Origin of the sequence: Anabaena sp. FACHB-595 (assembly GCF_048568275.1) — a bacterium.
Classification (GTDB): Bacteria; Cyanobacteriota; Cyanobacteriia; order Cyanobacteriales; family Nostocaceae; genus Trichormus.
Genome location: NZ_CP183473.1, coordinates 6,224,388 through 6,244,844, shown reverse-complemented (window position 1 = coordinate 6,244,844; position 20,457 = coordinate 6,224,388). Strand labels below are relative to the sequence as shown.

Annotated in this window: 16 protein-coding genes and 2 pseudogenes; 5 read left to right on the top strand and 13 right to left on the bottom strand. The window is 37.3% G+C overall.

What is annotated here, in order from left to right; all coding sequences use genetic code 11:
- Positions 1 to 12: 12 nt before the first annotated feature.
- Complete coding sequence (locus tag ACN222_RS26110; protein WP_395939890.1) at positions 13 to 447, bottom strand: FkbM family methyltransferase; 435 nt, start codon at positions 445 to 447, stop codon at positions 13 to 15.
- An 89-nt stretch (positions 448 to 536) separates the two neighbouring features.
- Entirely contained in the window at positions 537 to 944 is a 408-nt protein-coding gene (locus ACN222_RS26105) for an FkbM family methyltransferase (RefSeq protein WP_010999357.1), read from the bottom strand.
- 78 nt (positions 945 to 1,022) lie between these two features.
- On the opposite strand from ACN222_RS26105, the pseudogene ACN222_RS26100 reads away from it, so the two are divergent.
- Positions 1,023 to 1,102 (top strand): annotated as a pseudogene (locus ACN222_RS26100) (IS5/IS1182 family transposase); the annotation flags it as partial.
- A 56-nt stretch (positions 1,103 to 1,158) separates the two neighbouring features.
- Here the strand turns inward: ACN222_RS26100 and ACN222_RS26095 are convergent.
- The 9 genes and pseudogenes from ACN222_RS26095 to ACN222_RS26055 form a co-directional block, all read right to left on the bottom strand.
- Positions 1,159 to 1,569: pseudogene (locus ACN222_RS26095) on the bottom strand (transposase); the annotation flags it as partial.
- Positions 1,570 to 1,894: 325 nt separating this feature from the next.
- Positions 1,895 to 2,584 carry a class I SAM-dependent methyltransferase gene (locus ACN222_RS26090; protein ID WP_010999355.1) on the bottom strand — a complete coding sequence of 230 codons (690 nt, stop codon included), beginning with the start codon at positions 2,582 to 2,584 and terminating at the stop codon, positions 1,895 to 1,897.
- A gap of 28 nt (positions 2,585 to 2,612) precedes the next feature.
- Complete coding sequence (locus ACN222_RS26085; protein WP_010999354.1) at positions 2,613 to 3,707, bottom strand: hypothetical protein; 1,095 nt, start codon at positions 3,705 to 3,707, stop codon at positions 2,613 to 2,615.
- A gap of 6 nt (positions 3,708 to 3,713) precedes the next feature.
- Positions 3,714 to 4,535 carry an FkbM family methyltransferase gene (locus tag ACN222_RS26080; protein WP_044522562.1) on the bottom strand — a complete coding sequence of 274 codons (822 nt, stop codon included), beginning with the start codon at positions 4,533 to 4,535 and terminating at the stop codon, positions 3,714 to 3,716.
- A gap of 87 nt (positions 4,536 to 4,622) precedes the next feature.
- Positions 4,623 to 5,677 (bottom strand): IS630 family transposase gene (locus ACN222_RS26075; RefSeq protein ID WP_168370998.1). Its coding sequence is split into 2 segments (ribosomal slippage): positions 4,623 to 5,282 and positions 5,285 to 5,677, totalling 1,053 coding nucleotides; the frame shifts between segments, so codons are not numbered across the junction.
- Positions 5,678 to 5,826: 149 nt separating this feature from the next.
- Positions 5,827 to 6,750, bottom strand: coding sequence for a hypothetical protein (locus ACN222_RS26070; protein ID WP_010999350.1), 924 nt, complete (start codon positions 6,748 to 6,750; stop codon positions 5,827 to 5,829).
- A gap of 250 nt (positions 6,751 to 7,000) precedes the next feature.
- Positions 7,001 to 8,263 (bottom strand): polysaccharide biosynthesis protein, encoded by a 1,263-nt coding sequence (locus ACN222_RS26065; protein ID WP_096637218.1) that lies wholly within the window; start codon positions 8,261 to 8,263, stop codon positions 7,001 to 7,003.
- Positions 8,264 to 8,729: 466 nt separating this feature from the next.
- Positions 8,730 to 9,158, bottom strand: coding sequence for a hypothetical protein (locus ACN222_RS26060; RefSeq protein ID WP_190449673.1), 429 nt, complete (start codon positions 9,156 to 9,158; stop codon positions 8,730 to 8,732).
- 335 nt (positions 9,159 to 9,493) lie between these two features.
- Entirely contained in the window at positions 9,494 to 10,843 is a 1,350-nt protein-coding gene (locus ACN222_RS26055) for a glycosyltransferase family 4 protein (protein WP_010999347.1), read from the bottom strand.
- 1,144 nt (positions 10,844 to 11,987) lie between these two features.
- On the opposite strand from ACN222_RS26055, the gene ACN222_RS26050 reads away from it, so the two are divergent.
- Together ACN222_RS26050 and ACN222_RS26045 are read left to right on the top strand one after the other, a co-directional pair.
- Complete coding sequence (locus tag ACN222_RS26050) at positions 11,988 to 14,132, top strand: GumC family protein (RefSeq protein ID WP_010999346.1); 2,145 nt, start codon at positions 11,988 to 11,990, stop codon at positions 14,130 to 14,132.
- Between the two features lie 373 nt (positions 14,133 to 14,505).
- Positions 14,506 to 15,228 carry a PEP-CTERM sorting domain-containing protein gene (locus ACN222_RS26045; RefSeq protein ID WP_158303728.1) on the top strand — a complete coding sequence of 241 codons (723 nt, stop codon included), beginning with the start codon at positions 14,506 to 14,508 and terminating at the stop codon, positions 15,226 to 15,228.
- Positions 15,229 to 15,587: 359 nt separating this feature from the next.
- Here the strand turns inward: ACN222_RS26045 and ACN222_RS26040 are convergent, their stop codons facing one another.
- Positions 15,588 to 15,911, bottom strand: coding sequence for a Uma2 family endonuclease (locus ACN222_RS26040; protein WP_049942517.1), 324 nt, complete (start codon positions 15,909 to 15,911; stop codon positions 15,588 to 15,590).
- Between the two features lie 266 nt (positions 15,912 to 16,177).
- Between ACN222_RS26040 and ACN222_RS26035 the strand changes: the two genes are divergently transcribed.
- Both ACN222_RS26035 and ACN222_RS26030 read left to right on the top strand, forming a co-directional pair.
- A complete protein-coding gene (locus tag ACN222_RS26035) occupies positions 16,178 to 17,650 on the top strand; it encodes a TldD/PmbA family protein (protein ID WP_010999343.1) in 1,473 nt (490 codons plus the stop codon).
- 320 nt (positions 17,651 to 17,970) lie between these two features.
- Entirely contained in the window at positions 17,971 to 19,311 is a 1,341-nt protein-coding gene (locus tag ACN222_RS26030; RefSeq protein WP_010999342.1) for a TldD/PmbA family protein, read from the top strand.
- A gap of 396 nt (positions 19,312 to 19,707) precedes the next feature.
- On the opposite strand, the gene hemJ is transcribed toward ACN222_RS26030, so the two are convergent.
- The gene (gene hemJ / locus ACN222_RS26025) at positions 19,708 to 20,292 is read right to left on the bottom strand and encodes a protoporphyrinogen oxidase HemJ (protein ID WP_011319519.1); all 585 of its coding nucleotides are present in this window, start codon (positions 20,290 to 20,292) and stop codon (positions 19,708 to 19,710) included.
- Positions 20,293 to 20,457: the final 165 nt, after the last annotated feature.

The window sequence follows — 20,457 nt, the reverse complement described above, 5'->3', positions numbered from 1 at the left end:
TAGAATACTAAGTTAATTATCTATTCTACCAGATAAAGATTTCCATCCCCATTCGTCAAAAAGCTTAATGGCTCGTTTAGGGTCAAGAGTAGCAAGATAATTGGGAGGTTCCCATTCATGAATTAAGGTTTTTGTTGGGGATAATAGTATTGGTTTCCAAAACCCTTTCCAGATTCGGAATATTCTGTAGCCATTTTTTTCTAAAAACTCGGTTAATTGACTAGGATAACCATGATGTTCTTCAAATAAAATATCACGTATGGTTTGATGAGAAATGAAATTACCAGCCCCTTGTAAAACTTGCAATTCATGGCCTTCTACATCTATTTTTAGAATATTGATAAGTTTATATTTATCCCCTAAAACTTTTTCTAATCGTTCTAAGTATACTGGAATTTTTATGATATTGATATTGCTTTTCATATCATTATTAAAATCAACATCAATAAATGCTTCACCTCTATTTTTAGAAACTATGTTTAAATTTCAAATAGCAGAATGATTTGAAAGAGCTATATTATAGCTATTAATATTATTTATATTGTCATTTGTTCCCAAAACTCTATATTATCACTCAATTCTTTATATACTTCTGGGTTAGGTTCAAAACATAAAACTTTTCCTTTTTGACCAACTTTCATAGCCATAATGCTTGTCATATAGCCAATATTAGCACCAATGTCTATGGCTGTTTCCCCTGGACTAGTCAATCGCCAAAGTGCCTCTGTTAAACTCAAGTCATAGATTCCATATTTTGAAATTGCTTTACTAACGACATCATTGGTATCTGTTGTGATTTTAATTTTCACGTTCCAAGGTAGATGAGCTTCTTTAAAAAGATTATTTGAATTGTCCTGTAAGTTAAAAATCTTTTTAAAGATTTGAACAGGCCTAAAAATATATTCTGGTCTATTAATGTACGACTTTATTTTTTGAATATTCATATTATTCCAATATCAGACGTAATTTGTAAAGAAAATCTAAAGAGCCTTTGAGTTAGATGGACTAGACTTTAATCTAGAGACTCTCAGTCGGTGAAGACAATGGAAAAAAAGGGGAGGTCTACGGTTTCGATGGTGGCAAAAAGGTTAAAGGGAATCGTTTAACTTGAAACATCATCTGTCTGGCCCAATCAATCAGTTTTTTATGCCGAAGTTTATACTGCTGGCTGCAACGTTCTGATGGTGCAAGCACTGTTAAGAAAGGTAATGCCCAGACACGCCCAGCCCAAGAAATTTCAACTAACAGCATCATTGATAGCCATCGTAAGCCACTCGCCTTCACAACTTGACTGTTACTTGAACGTATTGGGTCTTGATATATTCCTTTCGCCTTAATTTTCTTTCCTTTACGAGGTTCAATCGTATCATCTATTCCCATGATGATTAGCCCACTCGGTAAAAACACTTTTACCATGACCATTAATAAAATTCGGCTTGCTTCTAAACTTGGCCAGACTGCACGGTTTAAGACGCGATGATAATTTTGAAAGTGTTGCTCTTGATTCATTCCCATTACTACCAGTACCGAAGTGACGGTACATTTACCTGTTGTTAAAATCGCTCCCATTAGCAAAGTTTGGACATGACACCAGACTGGCTTGGTAAAAGCTGCCGCAAACGGCAGTAGGACACTGGCGATTTCAACTGGTATTGTTGTATTCATGGGACGATACACACAATTGTCTTGCAATCTCAGTGTATTGCGCGATTCACCAGTATTTACCAAGACTGTATTTAAATGTTATGTATGCAGTAAAACCCTCATTTTTTCGTGATCGCATAACCTTGTGATAACCCGAAAGCAAAAATGGATAAAGTCGAGCTTAGGCGATTGGCTATTTAATAAATATTTACTTTACGAATCATCTCTCATAAAGATGATTTACTATTACTTAAAAATCAGCCGATTTTGATGCAGTTACTATCAAATTATCACTATAACGAACACCCCTTAGAATACCAAAAGAAAATTTTTGATAGTTTAAATGAGTTAATTTAGGAATTCTACCGAAATCTGTATATTTGAATTCTAGGTTACAAAAACCGGCTTCATTAAGAATACGCTCAATATCTTTTCTTAATAATGCTGTGATATGTGCAGGATAACAACTATCACCAAAAGCTACAAAATGTCCTTGCATTAATAATGCAAGCAAAGAACGCCAGCTTTCATTATTTGGTGTACTCAACATAAGTATTCCACCAGGACGAAGTAATCTAAACAATTCTCGTGCTACAGCCCTGGGGTTTTCTAGATGTTCGATTACTTCAACAGATACAATAACATCAAATTTCTGGCTAATTATATCTAGTGAATCATTGAGATCCCAGGTTAACCAATTTATTGAACTATCTAGTTCAATAGGAGGCTCCATGATGTCAACAGCAGTTATAGATTTAAAGCGGTTTAAACTGTGAATTCTTTGGCTTAAGTTACCAATCCCTGCTCCAAAATCTAGACAATCACCCTTGAGATTTAATTCTTCAATCAAGTGCAAGAATTTACTATATATTGGTTGACTACTAATACCACCACTGGCTAAGGCTGCACTGTGTCGTTGCTGTTTAATATTTATTCTCATCTCAATATCCTGTTAAAAATGTAATATCTTAATTAATTAAGATTTCAGCAAATGTTTTGGCTTGGATGATTAAGCTATGATTCGAGTACCAATAATAAGCATTATCAGCGATCGCTTGACTATTAAAATGTTCTTCTAATTCTTCAGATTTAGTGCTAGGAACCCAATAGTGCTTACTTGCTTCTATTCCGTCAACTATTAAGGTCTTATATTTAGAGTTGATAGGTAAAAGTCTGTGGGAACAGTAAGCCGCAAAAATACTAGATTTAGCTAAATAATCTGGATTATAGTCCGAAAAACCAGCTAGGGAGTGTTTGAGAATCTTACTAACCTTTTGAGCTGGTTGTTCTCCTACTTCTACAATTGGTACTTTGCCAATAGATGAAGGAGTAATTCCAGTTGGAACTCCAACATCCGAAATTTCCTGAATATTTAATTTCTGGCAAACATAATTCAATGTTTTTTGACAGTTTCTATAAACTCTCGCTCGTTTAGAAATGCCTCCGAAAATAACTAATCGAGGTTGACGTTTTGATAAATCAAGAGGGAATGTATCTGGTTCACCAATACTAGAGAAAACTGGTAAGAATAATACTTGATTATGTTTTCCTTTGCTAATATCAATAATTATTTCGGCATAGAGCTTTTTACTGGTAACACAGCGATCGCCCATTTGTGCCAAACGTGCTGCTAAACTTCTCTGTAAGGATGATAGCCAAAAAGCACTCGTCCAAGGCGGGCCTGAAGCAGAAATTTCGTGGAACATGGTAACGAGCGATCGCTTGGGAAATAAACTTTTACAACGCTGTAACCCATCGACTAACCAAACTGGACAGCCTCGTTGAGCATAGCCATAGCCTACATAATGTAAAAGAATGCTGGATGAGCGATTGGTTGATAATAAATCTAGCAGTGCATTAGGAGAGCGATCGCTAATTTTACTAACAGAAAAACCTTCAATTTCTGCTGCACCATTCCATATGGGATCACATACAATAAAATGAGTTTGAATCTGAAAATCTTGGCGAAGCTGACGAGCTAAATTGAGGGCATAATCCCCTACACCATCAATTGCGGGAGGAAGTCTGGTAACTATTGAAATTACAGAAGCAAAATTACTCATAATTTTTCATTTAGATAAATTTGCGTACCATTCTCCTTTACCTAAGCTCACAACAGTATATCCATAGTCTTTAAGGATTTTTTGTGCTTCTCCAGGCTCTATACCAAGTTTTGCCATCCGTACAGTATTTTCTTCAAAAAAGATGTGGTGGATACGACGCGATCGCAATAACTCTTTTGCACCTTGAAGCACCCAGGTATCTGCCCCTTCTGTATCTATTTTAAGTAGATTTATATCCGGGTAATCAGTCTTGAGAAACATCTCATCTAAAGAAATTACAGGTACTTGAATTGCATCTAACTGTTCATTAAGCAAAAGCCCTCCCCATCCACTTTGTTTTTGTGGTCCCAAATCGAAGAATAGATGACCTTTTTCTTTGCCTACAGCTATTTCGTATACTTCTACTTGACTTATAAGTTCATTGTTGGACAAATTGAGTTTCAATGCTTGTGAGTTCCTGGGTGATGCTTCAAATGCAATGACTTTATTATTGGTTCCATTGGCAGCCCAAAGGCATGAATAGTAGCCGTAGTTAGCACCTACATCTATCATCAAACCACCAGTTTTTGCTAGCTTGACAATATGCTGAGATACAGGCAATTCATAGAAGCCACAAAATGCGAGCATTTTGTGGCTTACGTCTGTTGGTATCAGATTCATTGAAATATGAGACGCAAACTCTAATTTAGCACTTGTAAATAATGGTAAATATTCATCTATTTTGTCATCCATTTTTTTGGAATAAAGCTTCCAGTATATCTTCTCTCTCAACCATAGTGGTTGAATTTTGAGCAAGTAAGGTCGATATTGAGATTTTACTGTATTCATAAATGTTTCCCTTAAAGAGTGAAGATGTCTCCTATTCACGCAATGTAAGTAGGTGGGTGGGAAAAGTCCCAAGTATGTAACGAAACATTAAGTAATAGAATTAGAGTTAAATTTAACACGTTGCGTACTGTAGTTACCTTTTTTACCCCTAGCTTCAACACCATTAATTACCGCATAAGCAAGGTCTAATTCATCATCAAATGTTTGCCCTCTGAGTTCATCTTTTTTAAGATGCTGCCATTCCAATTCAATGGGATTCATTTCCGAGCAATATTTGGGTAAAAAGAAAATGTACAAACCCATACTCTCCCATTTAGGCCAGAGTTCTTGTACCTGATGACATCGGTGTATCGGCCCGTTATCTTGGACAATTACGCGAATATGTCCGGTTTTCTGAGCATCAGCTGCTTCAATCTCCATCATCTGGATATAAGACTTCCGGTTAACGCCCCCAATGACTAAACCATAAACAAAACTGATCAAAGGTTGAAGAAATCCGATGATGCTGAGTCGGCGACCACGACGAAGAGTTTGTTCCAAACGTTTTTGTTCACCGCGAAAGTAATAGGTGTAGCCTGGTTCACTCCACAAGCAAAACCCTGATTCATCCAAATACTTGAGGTCTATTTCTCCCGTCGCTGCAAATAATTCGAGCATTTCTAGGTCAGGTTGTTTGTACTCTCGAACGGTGGGGTCTTGTTTTCTTTTGTGGCTTTTTCTGGCTCGCTTCCAATCGATCCCCTTTTTTTGAGTACCCGTCTAATTCTGTCGGGACTCAGTTTAATCGCACGTTCAGTTTCTAATTTTTGTGCCAACTGATGACTGTTGTATGTTCTTGGTTCTTTTTTCAGGCATTCTTCCAAAAATACTATGTCCTCTTCCTGCCATTTTGCTTTCCCTCCTCTGCCTGGTTGTTCCCATAGCCCTTGTAGACCATGTTTTTCCCATTTATGCAAAACTTCTCTAACTGTCTGTGAAGTCCAATTTACATGAGCCGCTATTTTTTCCACATACCAACCGTGTGCATTTAACCTAATTACTTCTGCTCGGTCTTTGACTTTCTGTGGTACATCTGCTGTTCTCAGGTTGAACAAGGTTCTATCTTCCTCAAGACTCAGGAATACTCTTAAACGAGCGCCCATATATATTAGTTACCTCGGCAGATTTATTCTCCGTCTTTACTTATCTTCACATAGTTTGGTTTTTTCGTGCCTACCTACTTATGCAAATGTTTTATAAATTGTCCAAGGTGCGCCTGAAGCAGAAACTTCGTGGAACATTTTTGCTATTATTAATTAGCTATAAAACGCCCTAAAAAACTTGATATCTTCAATTCAATTTTTCTTATAATGAATTCTAATTTAGAATATAATTTTATGGGCTTTAGAGTGTATTTCCAATACTCTTTTTCCGCCTGACGAGGCTTTTTACCTTTTATTACTTGAAAAATGGTTGAACCTTTCCAGGGCTTTTTTGCGCCTAAAGCATGAGACATCGTAAATCCTCCATATATGATGTCCATCGCCTCTTTTCCCATCAAACTGATTGGAAGGTTGTTGGACATCAAAGTAATGTTTAGAGCATCTTGATCTGTTTTATTAAACATAAATGTTCTATCTTTAATATTTGCATTATTTAAGCCTCCAATTGAGGAAGACATCAAACCTTGTATTTTGCACCAATTTTCTAAAAATTCTTTTTCAGAATTTTTAACACCGATAAATCCGCCGTTAACATAGATATCCACAGATGAATTAAAAATATATCCATATAGTTCATAAAAGTTACGCCACGCCATTCGTAAAGGGTGACTATTAGGAACAGGTGAATTTACATCCTCACACAAAGCAACACCATAAGTAACCCACTCTTCAAAGTAAGACCAACGGCATTTAATTACAATATCAGGATCAAAGTAGAATAAAGCTTCAATGTCAGGACAAAATTCCTTCCATAATCTCAACATCAGGTTAGGTTTATAATTAGTGAAGTGATCATCAGTTTCTAATTTAATAAAGCGAATCATGCAACTGTCGGCCACAAAATACTCATGATAATTTCCATATTTGTTTATGGGTTGCGCCCAAGGTGGTAATTCGCCACGATAGCCTACCCAAATAATTCCGCGAAACCCGTGATAATATAAAGAGTTTGCCAAGGCTCCTACACCGTAGTGGTAGTTACCCTCAAACAAAGTACAGACTGCTGACTGCATATTATATTTTTAGTACCATCATAATTTGCTTTAGTCTAAGTAGCTCTGTGTTAAAAGTTGTCGCTATGACAAGGCAGAGGACAGAAGGAAAGAGGTTTTCAAGCAAATTTACTTTTCGTTACATAGTTCGGTTTATTTGCATGGATCTACTTAGTATTATCTGGATTATAAATTTATATTTTTATCCTAAAAACGTCTACTTGTAAATATTATTTTTATTTTTATGCTGGTTTTGTATAAAACTCTGTCTTCAACTATTTCTTTCGTATAGACCTTTATATGCCATATAAAAATTGATAAAGAATGCAGGTATTTGAGAAAAGATATTAAAAAATATTACGCCAGTAACGGTAGAAAATCTAAAGAAAAGTATAAGTAGGACTTGAATAAGAATTGTGTTTGGAATAAATAGCCATGCTTTCTCTATCCAACCCTTTGAGGCATTAATAGACCACAGTATGTTGGCAAAAGTTTGGAGCATAGCAGCAAAAAGAAAAAAAACTACTTCTTTATGTAGATGAGAGTATTTATTGCCCAAAATCCATAGTAACTCGTCCGTGAATAAAAGAGATAGTCCCAAAATAATTAAACATAATAGGATATAATAACCCAAAATTTGCCAGTATTTATTAATTAGAATTCTATAATTCTGGCATCGTGCAAAGCTTGGCAAGACAATACTTGTCATTATTGAACTAATTAGAGAAAAAATTAATCCTAATCTACCTAAAGCACCTACTTCGGCAATACTCTGTACATTACCAAAAATACTAATTAACCAAATTGTTATCTGTCCTTGTAAACAGTAAAAAATAGTGTTTGGAGCTTGAGTTTTAATCAGTTTTATGATTTCTAATTTATCTTCTTCATTTATGGGTGCTTCAATAGCAACACTATCTTTAACATAAGACCATAAAATTAAGTTTTTTAACCATGAAGCAATAGTCGAAGAAAAGGCTGCTGTTGCAGCATTTAGAAAAGTTAGTATCCCGCCTATTAATAATATTAATCTTGAGCCGGCAGAGAGCAGATCTAAACGCTGAATTTGACCAATTTGTGAATGAAGTCTAGGTACAGTTATCAGCACTCCAATACTTAAATAAAAATAAAGCTCAATTAAAATTCCAATGATTAGTAAGATCGTATAGCTAATTGATGCTCCATTCCGGAGTAGCATCCAAAACAGAATAGGTGTGACTACTGCTGTGGCAATTATAGCTAAATATCGACGTAACGTCATTGCCGTATTAATCAGTTGCCCAAAACGATGTGGATCTTGCCAAACCCTACCGCCGATAGCAGATAATGCCGAACTAATTCCACTATCTGCCAATAAATTCATTGTCCCTTGCATCGCATTAGCTAAGGTAAGATAAGCATATTCTTCCTTGCTTAAAGTACGTACTACTAGTATGCCACTGCTTAAATTTAACGCTTGGACTATGAGTTGGACTGAAACAAATTTACTGAGTAATCTAATCCAATAAAAAGTCTTAGCAAATCTTTGTGACATTAGAAATTAACCTACCAAACCATGCAGAGTTTGTATTGGAAATACAGGTGGCAATATTCTTATGTATCTTCAGTTACGCTGAATCTGGATATTGCCTAAATAGCACTATGTAGTTTGATGGGGATACCCAAAAACCGAATAGCTTGCACTGAATTTAGAGTACAAGTGGCTAAACTTTGCCTTACGAAATTATAGATTTCATCTGACTGGTTTTTCGTCAGTACTTATAATACACTGCGAAAATCATTGAGAGCCATTGACTCTAATTTCACCTGGTCTTTAATACCTAAGTAAACTAAATTTCGGAACGGGGAGATTTGAGCATCTCGTGAAGCACTAATAACGGTGTGCTATTTATTCAAAAGGAATCGGGCTAAGTAAGCTCCATCCTGCCCTGATATTCCGTAAATGAGAGCTTTCTTCATTTAGATTATCTTATAGTTAAGAAAAAATTAAATTTGAAGATTTAACTCAGAAACTGGAAACCAGCAAGACCTTGATAATTGACATCTCTAGCACTTCTTCTAGTAAACTCACTGATAGAAGGGTTTCCCTGAGAATCAATTACTCCTGTTACCTGCTGCCATATTTCCCTCGGTGCTAAGGAAATTTCATAGGTGCGATCGCCTGACTTACAAACGTGATACCATTTGGTTTCTTGGCACTCTTCACACCAAAAAGCTTCTAGCCATTCTCCTTCTATAGCAACTGTTGTTTGATTTGCTACTAACATTAAGGCATTGCGCCGACTCATACCTCTTTGCTGTAACTGACCTGCTTGGTCAGCGAATATTCTGTATTTCTGGCTGACGCTATCAAGATAGCAGCCATGAATCGGACAATAAATCGCCCTACGTTTAGAACGTTTCCGATTTCGGTCACACCTTCTCTGCAATTCCACCTCCTGTATAGAAAAAACTATGAACAAGGAAGGCTATCTTGGAGGGACTGAGATCAATAAGACCATCAAAGCCCAACTCCTAAAAACACTGCCGAAATATTCAATTAAAATGATGAGTTTGTTGCTATTATTTTACAACTCTGGTGATCTCACAAATTAGTTTCTCTACTAGATAAAGAACTTATTAATATTGAAATAAATTCTATTTCAACCAAGCTCTTAATCTTGTATTTATCTCATGATACTTTTATACCATGTAATTAAACATTTGTGGCTTTATTTATTTCCTGTTTCTGGGGAATTATAGAACTTTAATAACCCCAATATGCCTACTTTACATTGCTTCGAGACACATGAACTACCTCATGAGAAAATAATGCCTGCTGCAACACTCGCAAGTATTGTTGAGATATAACTTTGGGTGTGAAGTGCGATCGCATATACTGACGACCTGCCTTGCCCATATCCTCACCTATTTGGGTATCACGGCTAAGAAAACGGATAAACTGTGCAAGACCTTGACTGTCGCCATTCTCAAATGAGCCACCACATTTAGCTTCAGCCATCATTTCCCTCAGATATGAAGATTGGGAGCAGATAACAGCAATTGGTCGTCCAGAAGCTAAGGCTGAGTAAAGTTTGCTAGGTACAACTAAACCCTCTGTAGTTGCATCTACACTCACCAATGATAAATCACAGGCTGTTAAGGAATAGGGCAACACTTGCTTATCTTGATAGGGCAAGAATGTAAAATTATTTAACCCTAACTTATCTACCTCCCTGATTAATTCTTCACGTTTGGCACCACCACCAATGCAAACAAACTGAATTGGTTCATTCTGCAATAGCTTGGCCGCTTCCAACATGGTGTCAATATCATGACAACGACCCATGTTCCCAGAGTAAAGCACGGTAAACTTATTAACTAAACCGTACTCGTGGGCAAACCAGTTTTCTGACTTAGGAATCGGTACGATCGCTTCCGGATTAGCCCAGCTATGTATCACCGAAATTTTGTCAGTCACCTCTGGACAATGTGCCACTATCTTTTGCTTCATCGCCGGGCTGAGTACCACAATACCTTTGGCATTCAGCCAAACCTGTCTGTTCATTGCATTCCACAAACGCACGACCAAGCTACGTTTGGAAACTACCCCCAACGCGATCGCAATATCTGGGTATAAGTCGTAGAGTACGCAGACATAAGGTAACCGGAATAGCAAGTAAGCCAAATATCCTATAATTGGCAAAAAAGGTGGGGCTGTAGTGACTAATAATATATTGTTACGCCGCCAAGCTTTGAGAATATGTAGTAAGGCACGTAGTGTATACAAAACACCATTGACAGCTTTACCACGAATTCTACCTGACCAAAGTTGAGCAGTGCGCGATCGCTGGATTCTTATCCTATCCAACCATTCAACTGCTGGAGCCGTCTGAGATTGAAAGGCATAACCAGGCTGACTGGTAAATACCTCAACATTCACTCCCTGTTGTCCTAACTGTTTCACGAGTTCCTCGATCAACTGCCCTGTAGGAGCATAATCTGGAGGAAAAAACTGAGTCATTACAGATAACTTGATGGACTTTTGAGTCTTTGGCGTTGACGTATTTTCAGCTTCTATAGGAGTAGAAATGGATTGTATAAATTTGTTATTAATCCATTCGTTTAGTCTCATCGGCTGTGTCCTATTTGGGAAGTTATAAACTTTACTGATGACACTACCGAACTGCTCAAGCCATTAATTGCAAGCATAAGAATTTAATCTGGTTTTATGACATGGAAACATCTTTGGTTTATACTTTTCCAAGTCTATAATGTGTTGATTATATACAATCTAAACAATCCAAACTTCACACATATATCCCATCAAACAGTCCATGCTACATAACCAATAATCATGAATAAAATGCTTTTTCTGCACAGGGGGAACACAAATAAAAATTACAAAAGCATTACTAATCATTCATATTCGCTACATGAAGAAGGTATTTCACTTAGTAGTTAACTATTTAGTATTGTTAAATAACTATGTCGCTAACTTCTCAGTCAATAAGGTATATAACAGGCACTATGTTTCTAGTAGAATTGACGAAAATATAGGATCATACAATGTACCGATTTTGGTTGTTATGAACCTGTTTGTATCTGCTCCAACTTTAATTTTTACTGTATTGGGGGATCTTCAGATCAATTATTTAATCTCCTTCGCGTTTTCTTGCTTAATCTAAGTGTAATCACGAGGTATACGATACCATGTTTTAAAGATGCCTGGCATCCTTCATAAAAAGTTCATCTTACTAGGATGTTTTTTAGGTGTTTCTTCATAAAAGGTATATTTTATTAAGTTGTATTAAACTTACATAGTAATCAAGTGTAGTTAAATCTTCTTAAGCGTAATCGCCTTAATTGTTTGGTAAACAACAAATAATCACCTCTTAATTCCCAGTTTTCAAGGTTGCAACTACCTTAAATAGACCAATGATGTTAACCGAATACTTATCTCTCAATGACTGATTGATTTACAATTGAAGTGTATCCAAATTAACATTCTACACGGATGATATATACTTAGAATCATTAAAACTTTATAATACGGAGTTGATATCTCAGTTAGGATATTTCCAGTGAAAGTAGTTTATTTAGATTCAGGATATCAACGTAAATAATTAGTGCAACTTAACACAGAAAATTTGTGCAGTCCGTGATTTAATGATTGGCCAAAAGTAAATATTCATATATATAACTTTACACTCGTGTAGGAAAGTAGAAAACATTTATACTACATCTTAGCCATTTTATTTCCAGATAGTTAGAACACAATGAATAAGCAATCTTACCAAACTTTAAACTCTGAACAAAATGGCAACTCTAAATCTTTCTTGCCTCAACCACAACCTGTTGCTGTTCCCTGGGGTGAAGAAAAAGACGAAAGCTTTAGCATAAGAGATTGGCTGAGTATAGTAAAACGTCGGTCGAGAGTTATCGCAGGAGTATCTATAGTAGTCATGACTATTGTGGCTGTAAACGTGATATTCCGTAAGCAGCCCATAGAATATGAAAGCAATTTTTTCATGCTAGTGGAACCAGTTAACGATGATAGCGAAGCAATAAATATAGTTAAAGAAACAAGTTCTAGTACATCGAAACTAGATTATGACAGCCAAATTTTAGTTCTTAAAAGTCCTGAAATCATGAGAAACACCCTTCAGGCGTTGAGAATTTCTTATCCAGACATCACTTACCCATCGTTGCTAGAATCTCTTACTATTAATCGGGTAGGAGAAACGAAAATCATAGAAACTCGCTATCGAGCTAATGATCCCAATGAAGTTAGCAAAGTATTAGAGCTAATTTCCAAAGATTATTTAGAATACAGCCAAGAAAGGCGACAAACTAAGTTACGTCAGGGGATTCAATTTATTGACAAACAGTTACCATCTATCCAAAAGCGAGTTGATCAAATTCAACAAGAACTGCAATTTTTTCGCCAAAAATATGATTTTAGCTCTCCAGAAAGCAAAGGAAATGCACTTGATGCACAAGCCAGTACGCTAGCTGGAACACAGCAAAGTATTAAATTACAATTGACACAAGTCCGCGACCAACTAAATCTTCTTCAAACAGAAAAAGGAAAAACAACAGTACTGAATAATGCGTCTTTGTATCAACAACTGGTGAGTCAGCTAATGCAATTAGATACTCAAATTGCTACAGAGTCAACGCTATTAGAAAGTAACAATCCTAGATTACAAACTTTGAAGGAAAAACGAGCTAGCCTCCTCCCTGTTTTACAGCAGGAAGAAAAGCGCTTTTTAGATGTGAGAGCAGCAGAATTAAGAACCCAACTGCAATCGCTAGAGTTACAAAGTGCAGAAATTGCTAAGATATCGCACCAACTTGAACAGCAACGCAAGCAAGTACCAATTTTAGCAAGACAATACACAGAAATACAGCGTAGGTTACAGTTCGCCAATGACAGTTTGAATCGTTTTTTATCAACCCGCGAAACCTTACAGATTCAAATATCCCAAACAGAACTAGGTTGGCAGTTAATTCAACCACCTTCTGAGCCAAAACTGGTGAATTCCTCTAGTAGATTACGCAGTTTAACTATAGGTCTATTCGCCAGTATAGCAGCAGGTATTGCAGTTGCTTTACTACTAGAAAAAATATCTAACACCTACAATAGCGTACTAAAACTGAAAAATAATATAAATTTTCCCTTGCTGGGAAATGTGCCTTTTGATAATGAAGTAAAAGCTCTGCAAGCTCGTACTTCTAAATCAAAGTTAGCTCGATTTAAAATATTCAATTCCTTACTAGAAGGTAGTCAAGATTCAGATGTGGCAATTACTCAAGAATATAGTAGTTATTCAACAGAATTTTTAGACGCTTTAAGGTTTCTTTATACAAATATTCAACAAATTAAACCCAAGTCCCAACTACGATCTTTAGTTGTTAGCTCGGTTATGGCTGGTGACGGAAAATCTATTGTTGCCTTTTATCTGGCTCAAACAGCCACAGCAATGGGACTGCGAGTATTACTGGTAGATGTGAACCTCCGCCAACCTATGATTCACAACTTAGCGAATTTAAAAAATTTATGGGGTTTAAGTAGTTTATTATCTACAAATTTACCAGTAAGTGAAGTTATCCATAAACTACCTTCTATGGAACAGCTATCTCTAATCACGGCTGGCCCAGTACCTGAAGACCCCATAAAACTACTGGCTTCTGAGAAAATGAGGCAATTAATGGTAGATTTTGAAAATAATTATGACCTAGTAATTTACGATGCTCCCCATTTCTTTGGGCTATCTGATGTGAGTGTCATCTCACCCTATACGGATGGGGTATTGATGGTAGTGAGAATAGGTAAAACCGATGCTTCAGTGATAGAGCAAGCTTTAGATTATTTGAAGATTTTGCCATTGAATATATTGGGTGTGGTTAGTAACAGTTAAAAATGAGGTTTATAGTTATTTTCGTTTCTACAAATTACTCAACTAAAAAAACATCTATGTCAGTGAGAGTAATTTACTTTAAGGCTTAAACACTAAAATATAGTGTTCCTAATCTGCTGAGGCATTAATAATATCGCTAATAGAATTGGGCAATACTCGGCGTTTCCCTGCGCTTCCCTTCCGGTTACTCTGAGTTTTAAAACATCGACACACCTCACTTAAATGAAAATCTCTATAAAGAATCATTAAATATCAAAAAAATTAAATATTTTTATTTGATGAATATTTGATGAAGTTGGTATCTATATCAGTTGATTCACTGGCAACAAGACTGTATGTTTATTACACACTTTTCATTCGGTTTTTGATTCTTATGAAGATCACGTCTGTTTTTTCTGCTTTATTAGCAGGATCGGGTATTGCCCTGGCTGTAAGTTCTATTAACCCTGCGGCTGCTATTACTACTACCTTCGGTTTTCAGAATATCATTGAAGGTCAACCCCCGAATGGTATTGATGGTACTGTTGCCACATCTGGAAATACTGCTGGTGATGCCTATGTCGGCAACTTCGATTTTGATGTAGTCAGTGGTAGCGGAACTGTAGATTTTAAGTTTAACAACAAATTCATAAATAGTAGCACAAAGGTTGATCAGATTGCTTTTTCCGGTACAAGTAGTCTTTTCTCTACTTATACTCCTAATGTTGGCAATTCTGGAACTGTAAGCTTTTTACCTATAACTACAGGAACTTTCCCACAGGGTAATAATATTGATCAACCTTGGACTATTGTCTTCCGTCTTAGTGCCGATGGCCCAACTAATGCGATAGATCCAAATGAAACGTTTGGTATTCGTTTCACGCTTGCAAATCCCAATACTTACCAAAGCGTTATTGAGGCTATTACTGTTGGTACGCTCAAAACAGCTATCCGCGTTCAAGCATTTTCCGGAGATGGCAGTGATGCCTTTGTTAACTCCTCTACACCTGTTCCCGAACCCATCACCATGCTTGGTCTTGGTGTAGGTACTGCTGGTTTGGGTGCATTAAAGCGCAAGTACGGCAACAAAGAAGCCAAAGCAAAAGTAGTAGTTTAATCTAGAACCAAATAGTTTTGATTAAGCCAATAACAAGGCTAGATTCTCTCAAAAGTGTGTAATTTTCTTCATAGACATCTTAATAATTAAGCCATGTCAAACTAGATAAAAACACGACTTTTAAAATTTTAGTGTATTCCCTATTTTTCTTAAACAAATTAAATATTCTTTCAAACTTAATGAATTACGCAATTAAATAATATGGCTCTTCCAGAGTGGTTATGATAAATTAATAATAAAAACAGGCCAAGACTCCTGCTATAGCAAGGTTATAGTAATACAAAATTAAAGATTTAATAAAAATACGCTTTATTTATTTGAATTCCATGCTATGTAATAATTTAAGCTGGTATTAAGTATTAATTTAACATAGCTAGTCTAGGAGAGCCAATAATATTAATCTTCGTTATTTTTTCAATGAAATCCACTTGCTCATAAATTTCAGTTAGTGAAATTTGCCAGCCAACACTTTGGATTAATAAATTAGCTGACTCACCTTCCACTTCATTCAACAACAATTTACCCGCATCTGTCTTCACATACTGCATCACACGATATTCATACTGGTCAACTAAAATATATTCTTGAAACTCTGCAATTGAGCGATAGTAAAGAAATTTATCTCCTTGGTCATAATTAATTGTAGAGTTAGATAAAACCTCCACAATTACAGAAAGATTCATCACCGTAGTGGTGTTTGCTTACATATAAACTGACTGACCTTAAATTAACATCACATCAGGATAAGTATACTGGCGATAGCGAGGTATCCATAAACAGCCCTTAATATTCTCAGCACTAAAGTGCTTACTACAAACATAACAAAACATACCAAGTAGGGAAACCAGCACCGCCTATCTGCCACCTGCGGCTTACACCGATTTGTTAGACTGTTGACACCAGGATTTTTCAGTCAAATCTCTGATAACGCCAGCAGACGAGGCTATTCATGCTTACAAGTACCCTACTTCTCTCAAACCAACTCCCTAACCTGCAATATTCTTCTACACCAGAGCGATTCGATGAAACCTGGGAAGCCCCCTTGGCAACCCTCCTGGGTTTAGGAAGAGCAGCTGGTGCTGATTTTGTTGAACTTTTTCTAGAGCGTCGCAACTATATTAGTAGTTTGGCAGAAGACGATACAATTACTAGTATTTCGCCCAGTCTAGCCACAGGTGCAGGAGTCAGAGTGTTTCGTGGCAAAGCAGATTGCTATGTCAGCACCAACGATTTATCCTTCTCTGGCTTGAAAGCAGCTTTAGAAAAAGGTCTATCTATTTTAGGCTTACAATTACCAGCACCTAACGCTTTTATCCCAGAAATTAACCTAGAACTACTCAGAGACTATGCCACCAAACGGGGTAAAGACGCTTGGCTACCTCTGTGTAGTTCTATCCGCGAAATGGGAGAAATCCTCCTTGATGGTACAGCCTACCTAAAGCAAAAAGCTAACCACATACAATCACGCCGTGCGAGCTATTTTCGGGATTGGCAAGAAGTATTAGTTGCAGCCAGTGATGGTACTTTTGCCCGTGATATTCGCTTAACTCAATCGGTGGGATTTAACCTACTGTGTGCTGATGGTGCGAACCGTGCTTCCATTGGCGAACGTGCAGGTAATACCAGCGATGCTAACTTCCTGAGGACTTGGGATTATCAACAAGCTGCCGAGCAAATCTCGGAATCTGCGGGAAAAATGCTCTACGCAGATTTTGTGGAATCAGGTACTTACCCCATCATCATGGCGAATCACTTTGGTGGTGTAATTTTCCATGAAGCTTGTGGACATTTGCTAGAAACTACACAAATCGAACGTAACACCACACCTTTTGCTGATAAGAAAGGTGAGAAAATCGCTCATGAGAGCCTAACAGCTTGGGATGAAGGACGCGCTGATAATGCCTTCGGCACAATTGACATGGATGACGAAGGTATGCCGGCCCAAAGAACTCTATTAATTGAAAAAGGTGTTTTGAAAAACTTTTTGGCAGATAGAACAGGCTCTTCCCGCACCGGACATCCCAGAACTGGTAGTGGCCGCCGCCAAAATTATACTTTTGCAGCTGCTAGCCGGATGCGTAATACTTACATCGCTACTGGTGACTACACAGTTGAAGAATTATTCGCCTCTGTAGATAAAGGTATTTACTGTAAAAAAATGGGTGGCGGTAGTGTTGGTGCTACTGGTCAATTTAACTTTAGTGTTGATGAAGCCTATTTAATTGAAAACGGTAAAATCACAAAACCGTTAAAAGGCGCAACCCTAATCGGCGAAGCTAAGGAAATTATGAATAAAATTTCCATGTGTTCCCAAGATTTGGAACTTGCGCCTGGTTTCTGCGGTTCCGTCAGTGGCAGTATTTACACCACTGTAGGACAACCCCATATCAAAGTTGATTCCATCACAGTAGGTGGACGCTAAGAATTTTAGATTTTAAATTTTGGATTTTGGGTTGTGAATAAGCAGGAGTTTAAAGCCAGTATCTGTAGGGTGGGCATTGCCCACCGTAACATGATTTTGGTGGGCAATGCCCACCCTACTAGCGCAGCAAGCTTAATTTATTGGGTCGAGTAATCATAAAATAGTTTTGTTTGGTACTAGCTAGGTTTTTTGATGCCAATGTTTTTAGGCTGATGCGCTACTACGTATATTTTTTAGGCGAAAAACTTACATCATAATATCCAAAAATCCAAAGTTTAATCTACTTATCAAAATACAAAATCTAAAATCAAAAATTCACTATGCCGAATATTAATGAAATCGCTACTTATGCCCAAGATAATGCTCAAAAGCTGGGCATCCAAAAATTTGACATTTATGGCTCAACTGTAGATGAAACTAGTGTACAAGTTGACCAAGGTGAGCCAAAACAAGTCAAGGCTTCAAATCGCTCTGGTGTAACTGTACGCGTCTGGAATGAAGACAATACCATAGGTATTACTAGCACCACAGATGTAGATCCCAAAGGATTGGAATTAGCTTTAAAAACGGCTTATGAAGCTAGTTTTTTTGGTGTGAAGGAAAATGTTCCTGATTTTAGTCCAGAGGCTACTGTTCCTCTCGCTAATACGTTAAATGAGAAAGCCCCTCAAGCTCCTGTTTCGCAGCTCATAGAAAAATTGCTAGTAGCTGAAAAAGAACTGCTGTCAGCTCATCCGGCTATCAAAGGTGTACCTTATAACGGCTTGGCACAAAGAGATATTGATCGATTTTATCTCAATAGCCAAGGTGCTTTAAGAACTGAGTCTGTTTCTTTGTCATCAGTTTATCTGTACAGCAAAACTGAAGAGGAAGGGAAAAAACCACGCAGTGCAGGTGCTTACAGAATCAACCGTAGTTTAGAAAATTTGGATATCAATGGATGTATCCGAGAAACTGCTGAGAAAACCATTAGTCATCTCAACTACGATAAAATTAAAACTGGTAAGTATCGAGTTGTTTTTTCACCGGAAGCTTTTTTAAGTTTGCTAGGGGCTTTTTCTAATTTATTTAATGCCCAAAATATCCTTGATAAACAAAGCTTATCTACTCCTGATGATTTAGGTAAGCAAATTGCTTCGCCTTTATTATCTGTTTATGATGATGCTCTACATCCTGCCAACATAGGTGCAGAAAGTTTTGATGGTGAAGGTACACCTACTCGCAAGGTGGCATTAATAGAAAATGGAATCTTAACAGGCTTTCTTCACAGTGCAGGGACTGCAAAAAGGTTAAATACTCAACCGACAGGTAATGCTAGTATTGGGGCAAAAGTTAGTGTTAGTCCTAACTTTTATCATGTGTTTAGCTCTGGGGATTCTGAGCAGAAACTTAACTTAGAAACAGCAGAAAATGTGATTTTGATCGATGATTTACACGCTCTGCACGCTGGTGTGAAATCTTTGCAAGGATCTTTTTCTCTGCCCTTTGATGGTTGGTTGATTAACAAAGGTGTCAAAACAAGTATTGAATCAGCAACAGTTGCTGGTGATTTCTTGGAACTTTTGAAATCAATTATTTACGTAGAGCCAGAAGTGGCTTTAACACCTGGTGGTGTGGCTCCAAGAATTTGGGTAGAGGAATTATCAATCACTGGCGAATAAAAGTTAGAAGTGATTTTGAGTTAATTAGTGGGGTATTTTCAACCCCACTAATTTTTTTTACAATGGCGCGTTAGGAGAACACCAAAAAATAAATTATCCCAAATTGACGGTTAGTAGTTAGTAGAGTGCGTCAGTATGATTATTTTCTTGGTACAGCTAGGTTTTCTTGCACTGACGCACCCTACATTTTGGATATTTTTTTATCTGGAAGTCCCTAGCTTGCGGTATAACACACCTTATTGGACTGACACGACTAAAATAGGACATTAGACGTAGGTTGGGTGAAGCGCAGCGCAAGCCAACATATATCATGGTGTTGGGTTACGCAAAGGCTCCACCCAACCTACATTTTCTGCTACATTTTAGCCTTGCCACCCAAGTAGTGGCGTGATCAGGCTAACTCTGTTCTTGAGGAATTTGTCCGATTTGGGCTGTGAGTTTTTCTTTATCCAATCGGCGCTTTTTAGCGTAAAGCTGAATGGTGACTGCCATAAAGATAATCAGGGCAAAAATTAGCCAAGCGGTGAGATCCGTAGGCAAGTTATTCTTAAACACAGCCAGCATCACGATAACTACTAACATCACTGTTGGTGCTTCATTCAGCGCCCGTAACTGCTGACTACTCCAGCGACATTCATCGGCGGCTAACTTCTTCATTAACCGACCGCAGTAATGATGATAACCAAGTAATAAAGCAACACACAGCAGCTTAAAGTGTAACCAACCCTGCTTTAAGACTTCTGGTTCTGTACTTACTAAACCGATCGCCATTGCTACCGTCACCAACATTCCTGGTGTAGTGATAATGTTGTAGAGGCGCTTCTCCATAATTTGATACTGATTTTTCAGTATCGTCCGTGCTGGTTCTGGTTCCTGGTTAGCCTCCACATGATAAATGAATAACCGTACCAAGTAGAACAACCCAGCGAACCAAACCACAATCCCTATAATGTGAAATGCTTTAAACCAGGAATATGCCATGAACGCAACCTGCCTTTATCTATCTGTTGTTGAATGATTGCAATTACCTTCATTATCAGGTTACGGCAAAACTCCATCCGGCATCTTGGATAGATAAAGAACTTAGGAATGGAGAGATTCAATTCCAAATTCAAACACTGCTGGGGAGTGGGGATTGTGAAATTT

Bases quoted from the DNA above. Each gene is read 5' to 3' on its own strand.
- ACN222_RS26065 (WP_096637218.1), bottom strand. From the start codon at position 8,263: ATGTCACAAAGATTTGCTAAGACTTTTTATTGGATTAGATTACTCAGT.
- ACN222_RS26105 (WP_010999357.1), bottom strand. From the start codon at position 944: ATGAATATTCAAAAAATAAAGTCGTACATTAATAGACCAGAATATATT.
- ACN222_RS26045 (WP_158303728.1), top strand. From the start codon at position 14,506: ATGAAGATCACGTCTGTTTTTTCTGCTTTATTAGCAGGATCGGGTATT.
- hemJ (WP_011319519.1), bottom strand. From the start codon at position 20,292: ATGGCATATTCCTGGTTTAAAGCATTTCACATTATAGGGATTGTGGTT.
- ACN222_RS26085 (WP_010999354.1), bottom strand. From the start codon at position 3,707: ATGAGTAATTTTGCTTCTGTAATTTCAATAGTTACCAGACTTCCTCCC.
- ACN222_RS26030 (WP_010999342.1), top strand. From the start codon at position 17,971: ATGCCGAATATTAATGAAATCGCTACTTATGCCCAAGATAATGCTCAA.
- ACN222_RS26040 (WP_049942517.1), bottom strand. From the start codon at position 15,911: ATGAATCTTTCTGTAATTGTGGAGGTTTTATCTAACTCTACAATTAAT.
- ACN222_RS26070 (WP_010999350.1), bottom strand. From the start codon at position 6,750: ATGCAGTCAGCAGTCTGTACTTTGTTTGAGGGTAACTACCACTACGGT.
- ACN222_RS26090 (WP_010999355.1), bottom strand. From the start codon at position 2,584: ATGAGAATAAATATTAAACAGCAACGACACAGTGCAGCCTTAGCCAGT.
- ACN222_RS26050 (WP_010999346.1), top strand. From the start codon at position 11,988: ATGAATAAGCAATCTTACCAAACTTTAAACTCTGAACAAAATGGCAAC.
- ACN222_RS26080 (WP_044522562.1), bottom strand. From the start codon at position 4,535: ATGAATACAGTAAAATCTCAATATCGACCTTACTTGCTCAAAATTCAA.
- ACN222_RS26055 (WP_010999347.1), bottom strand. From the start codon at position 10,843: ATGAGACTAAACGAATGGATTAATAACAAATTTATACAATCCATTTCT.
- ACN222_RS26035 (WP_010999343.1), top strand. From the start codon at position 16,178: ATGCTTACAAGTACCCTACTTCTCTCAAACCAACTCCCTAACCTGCAA.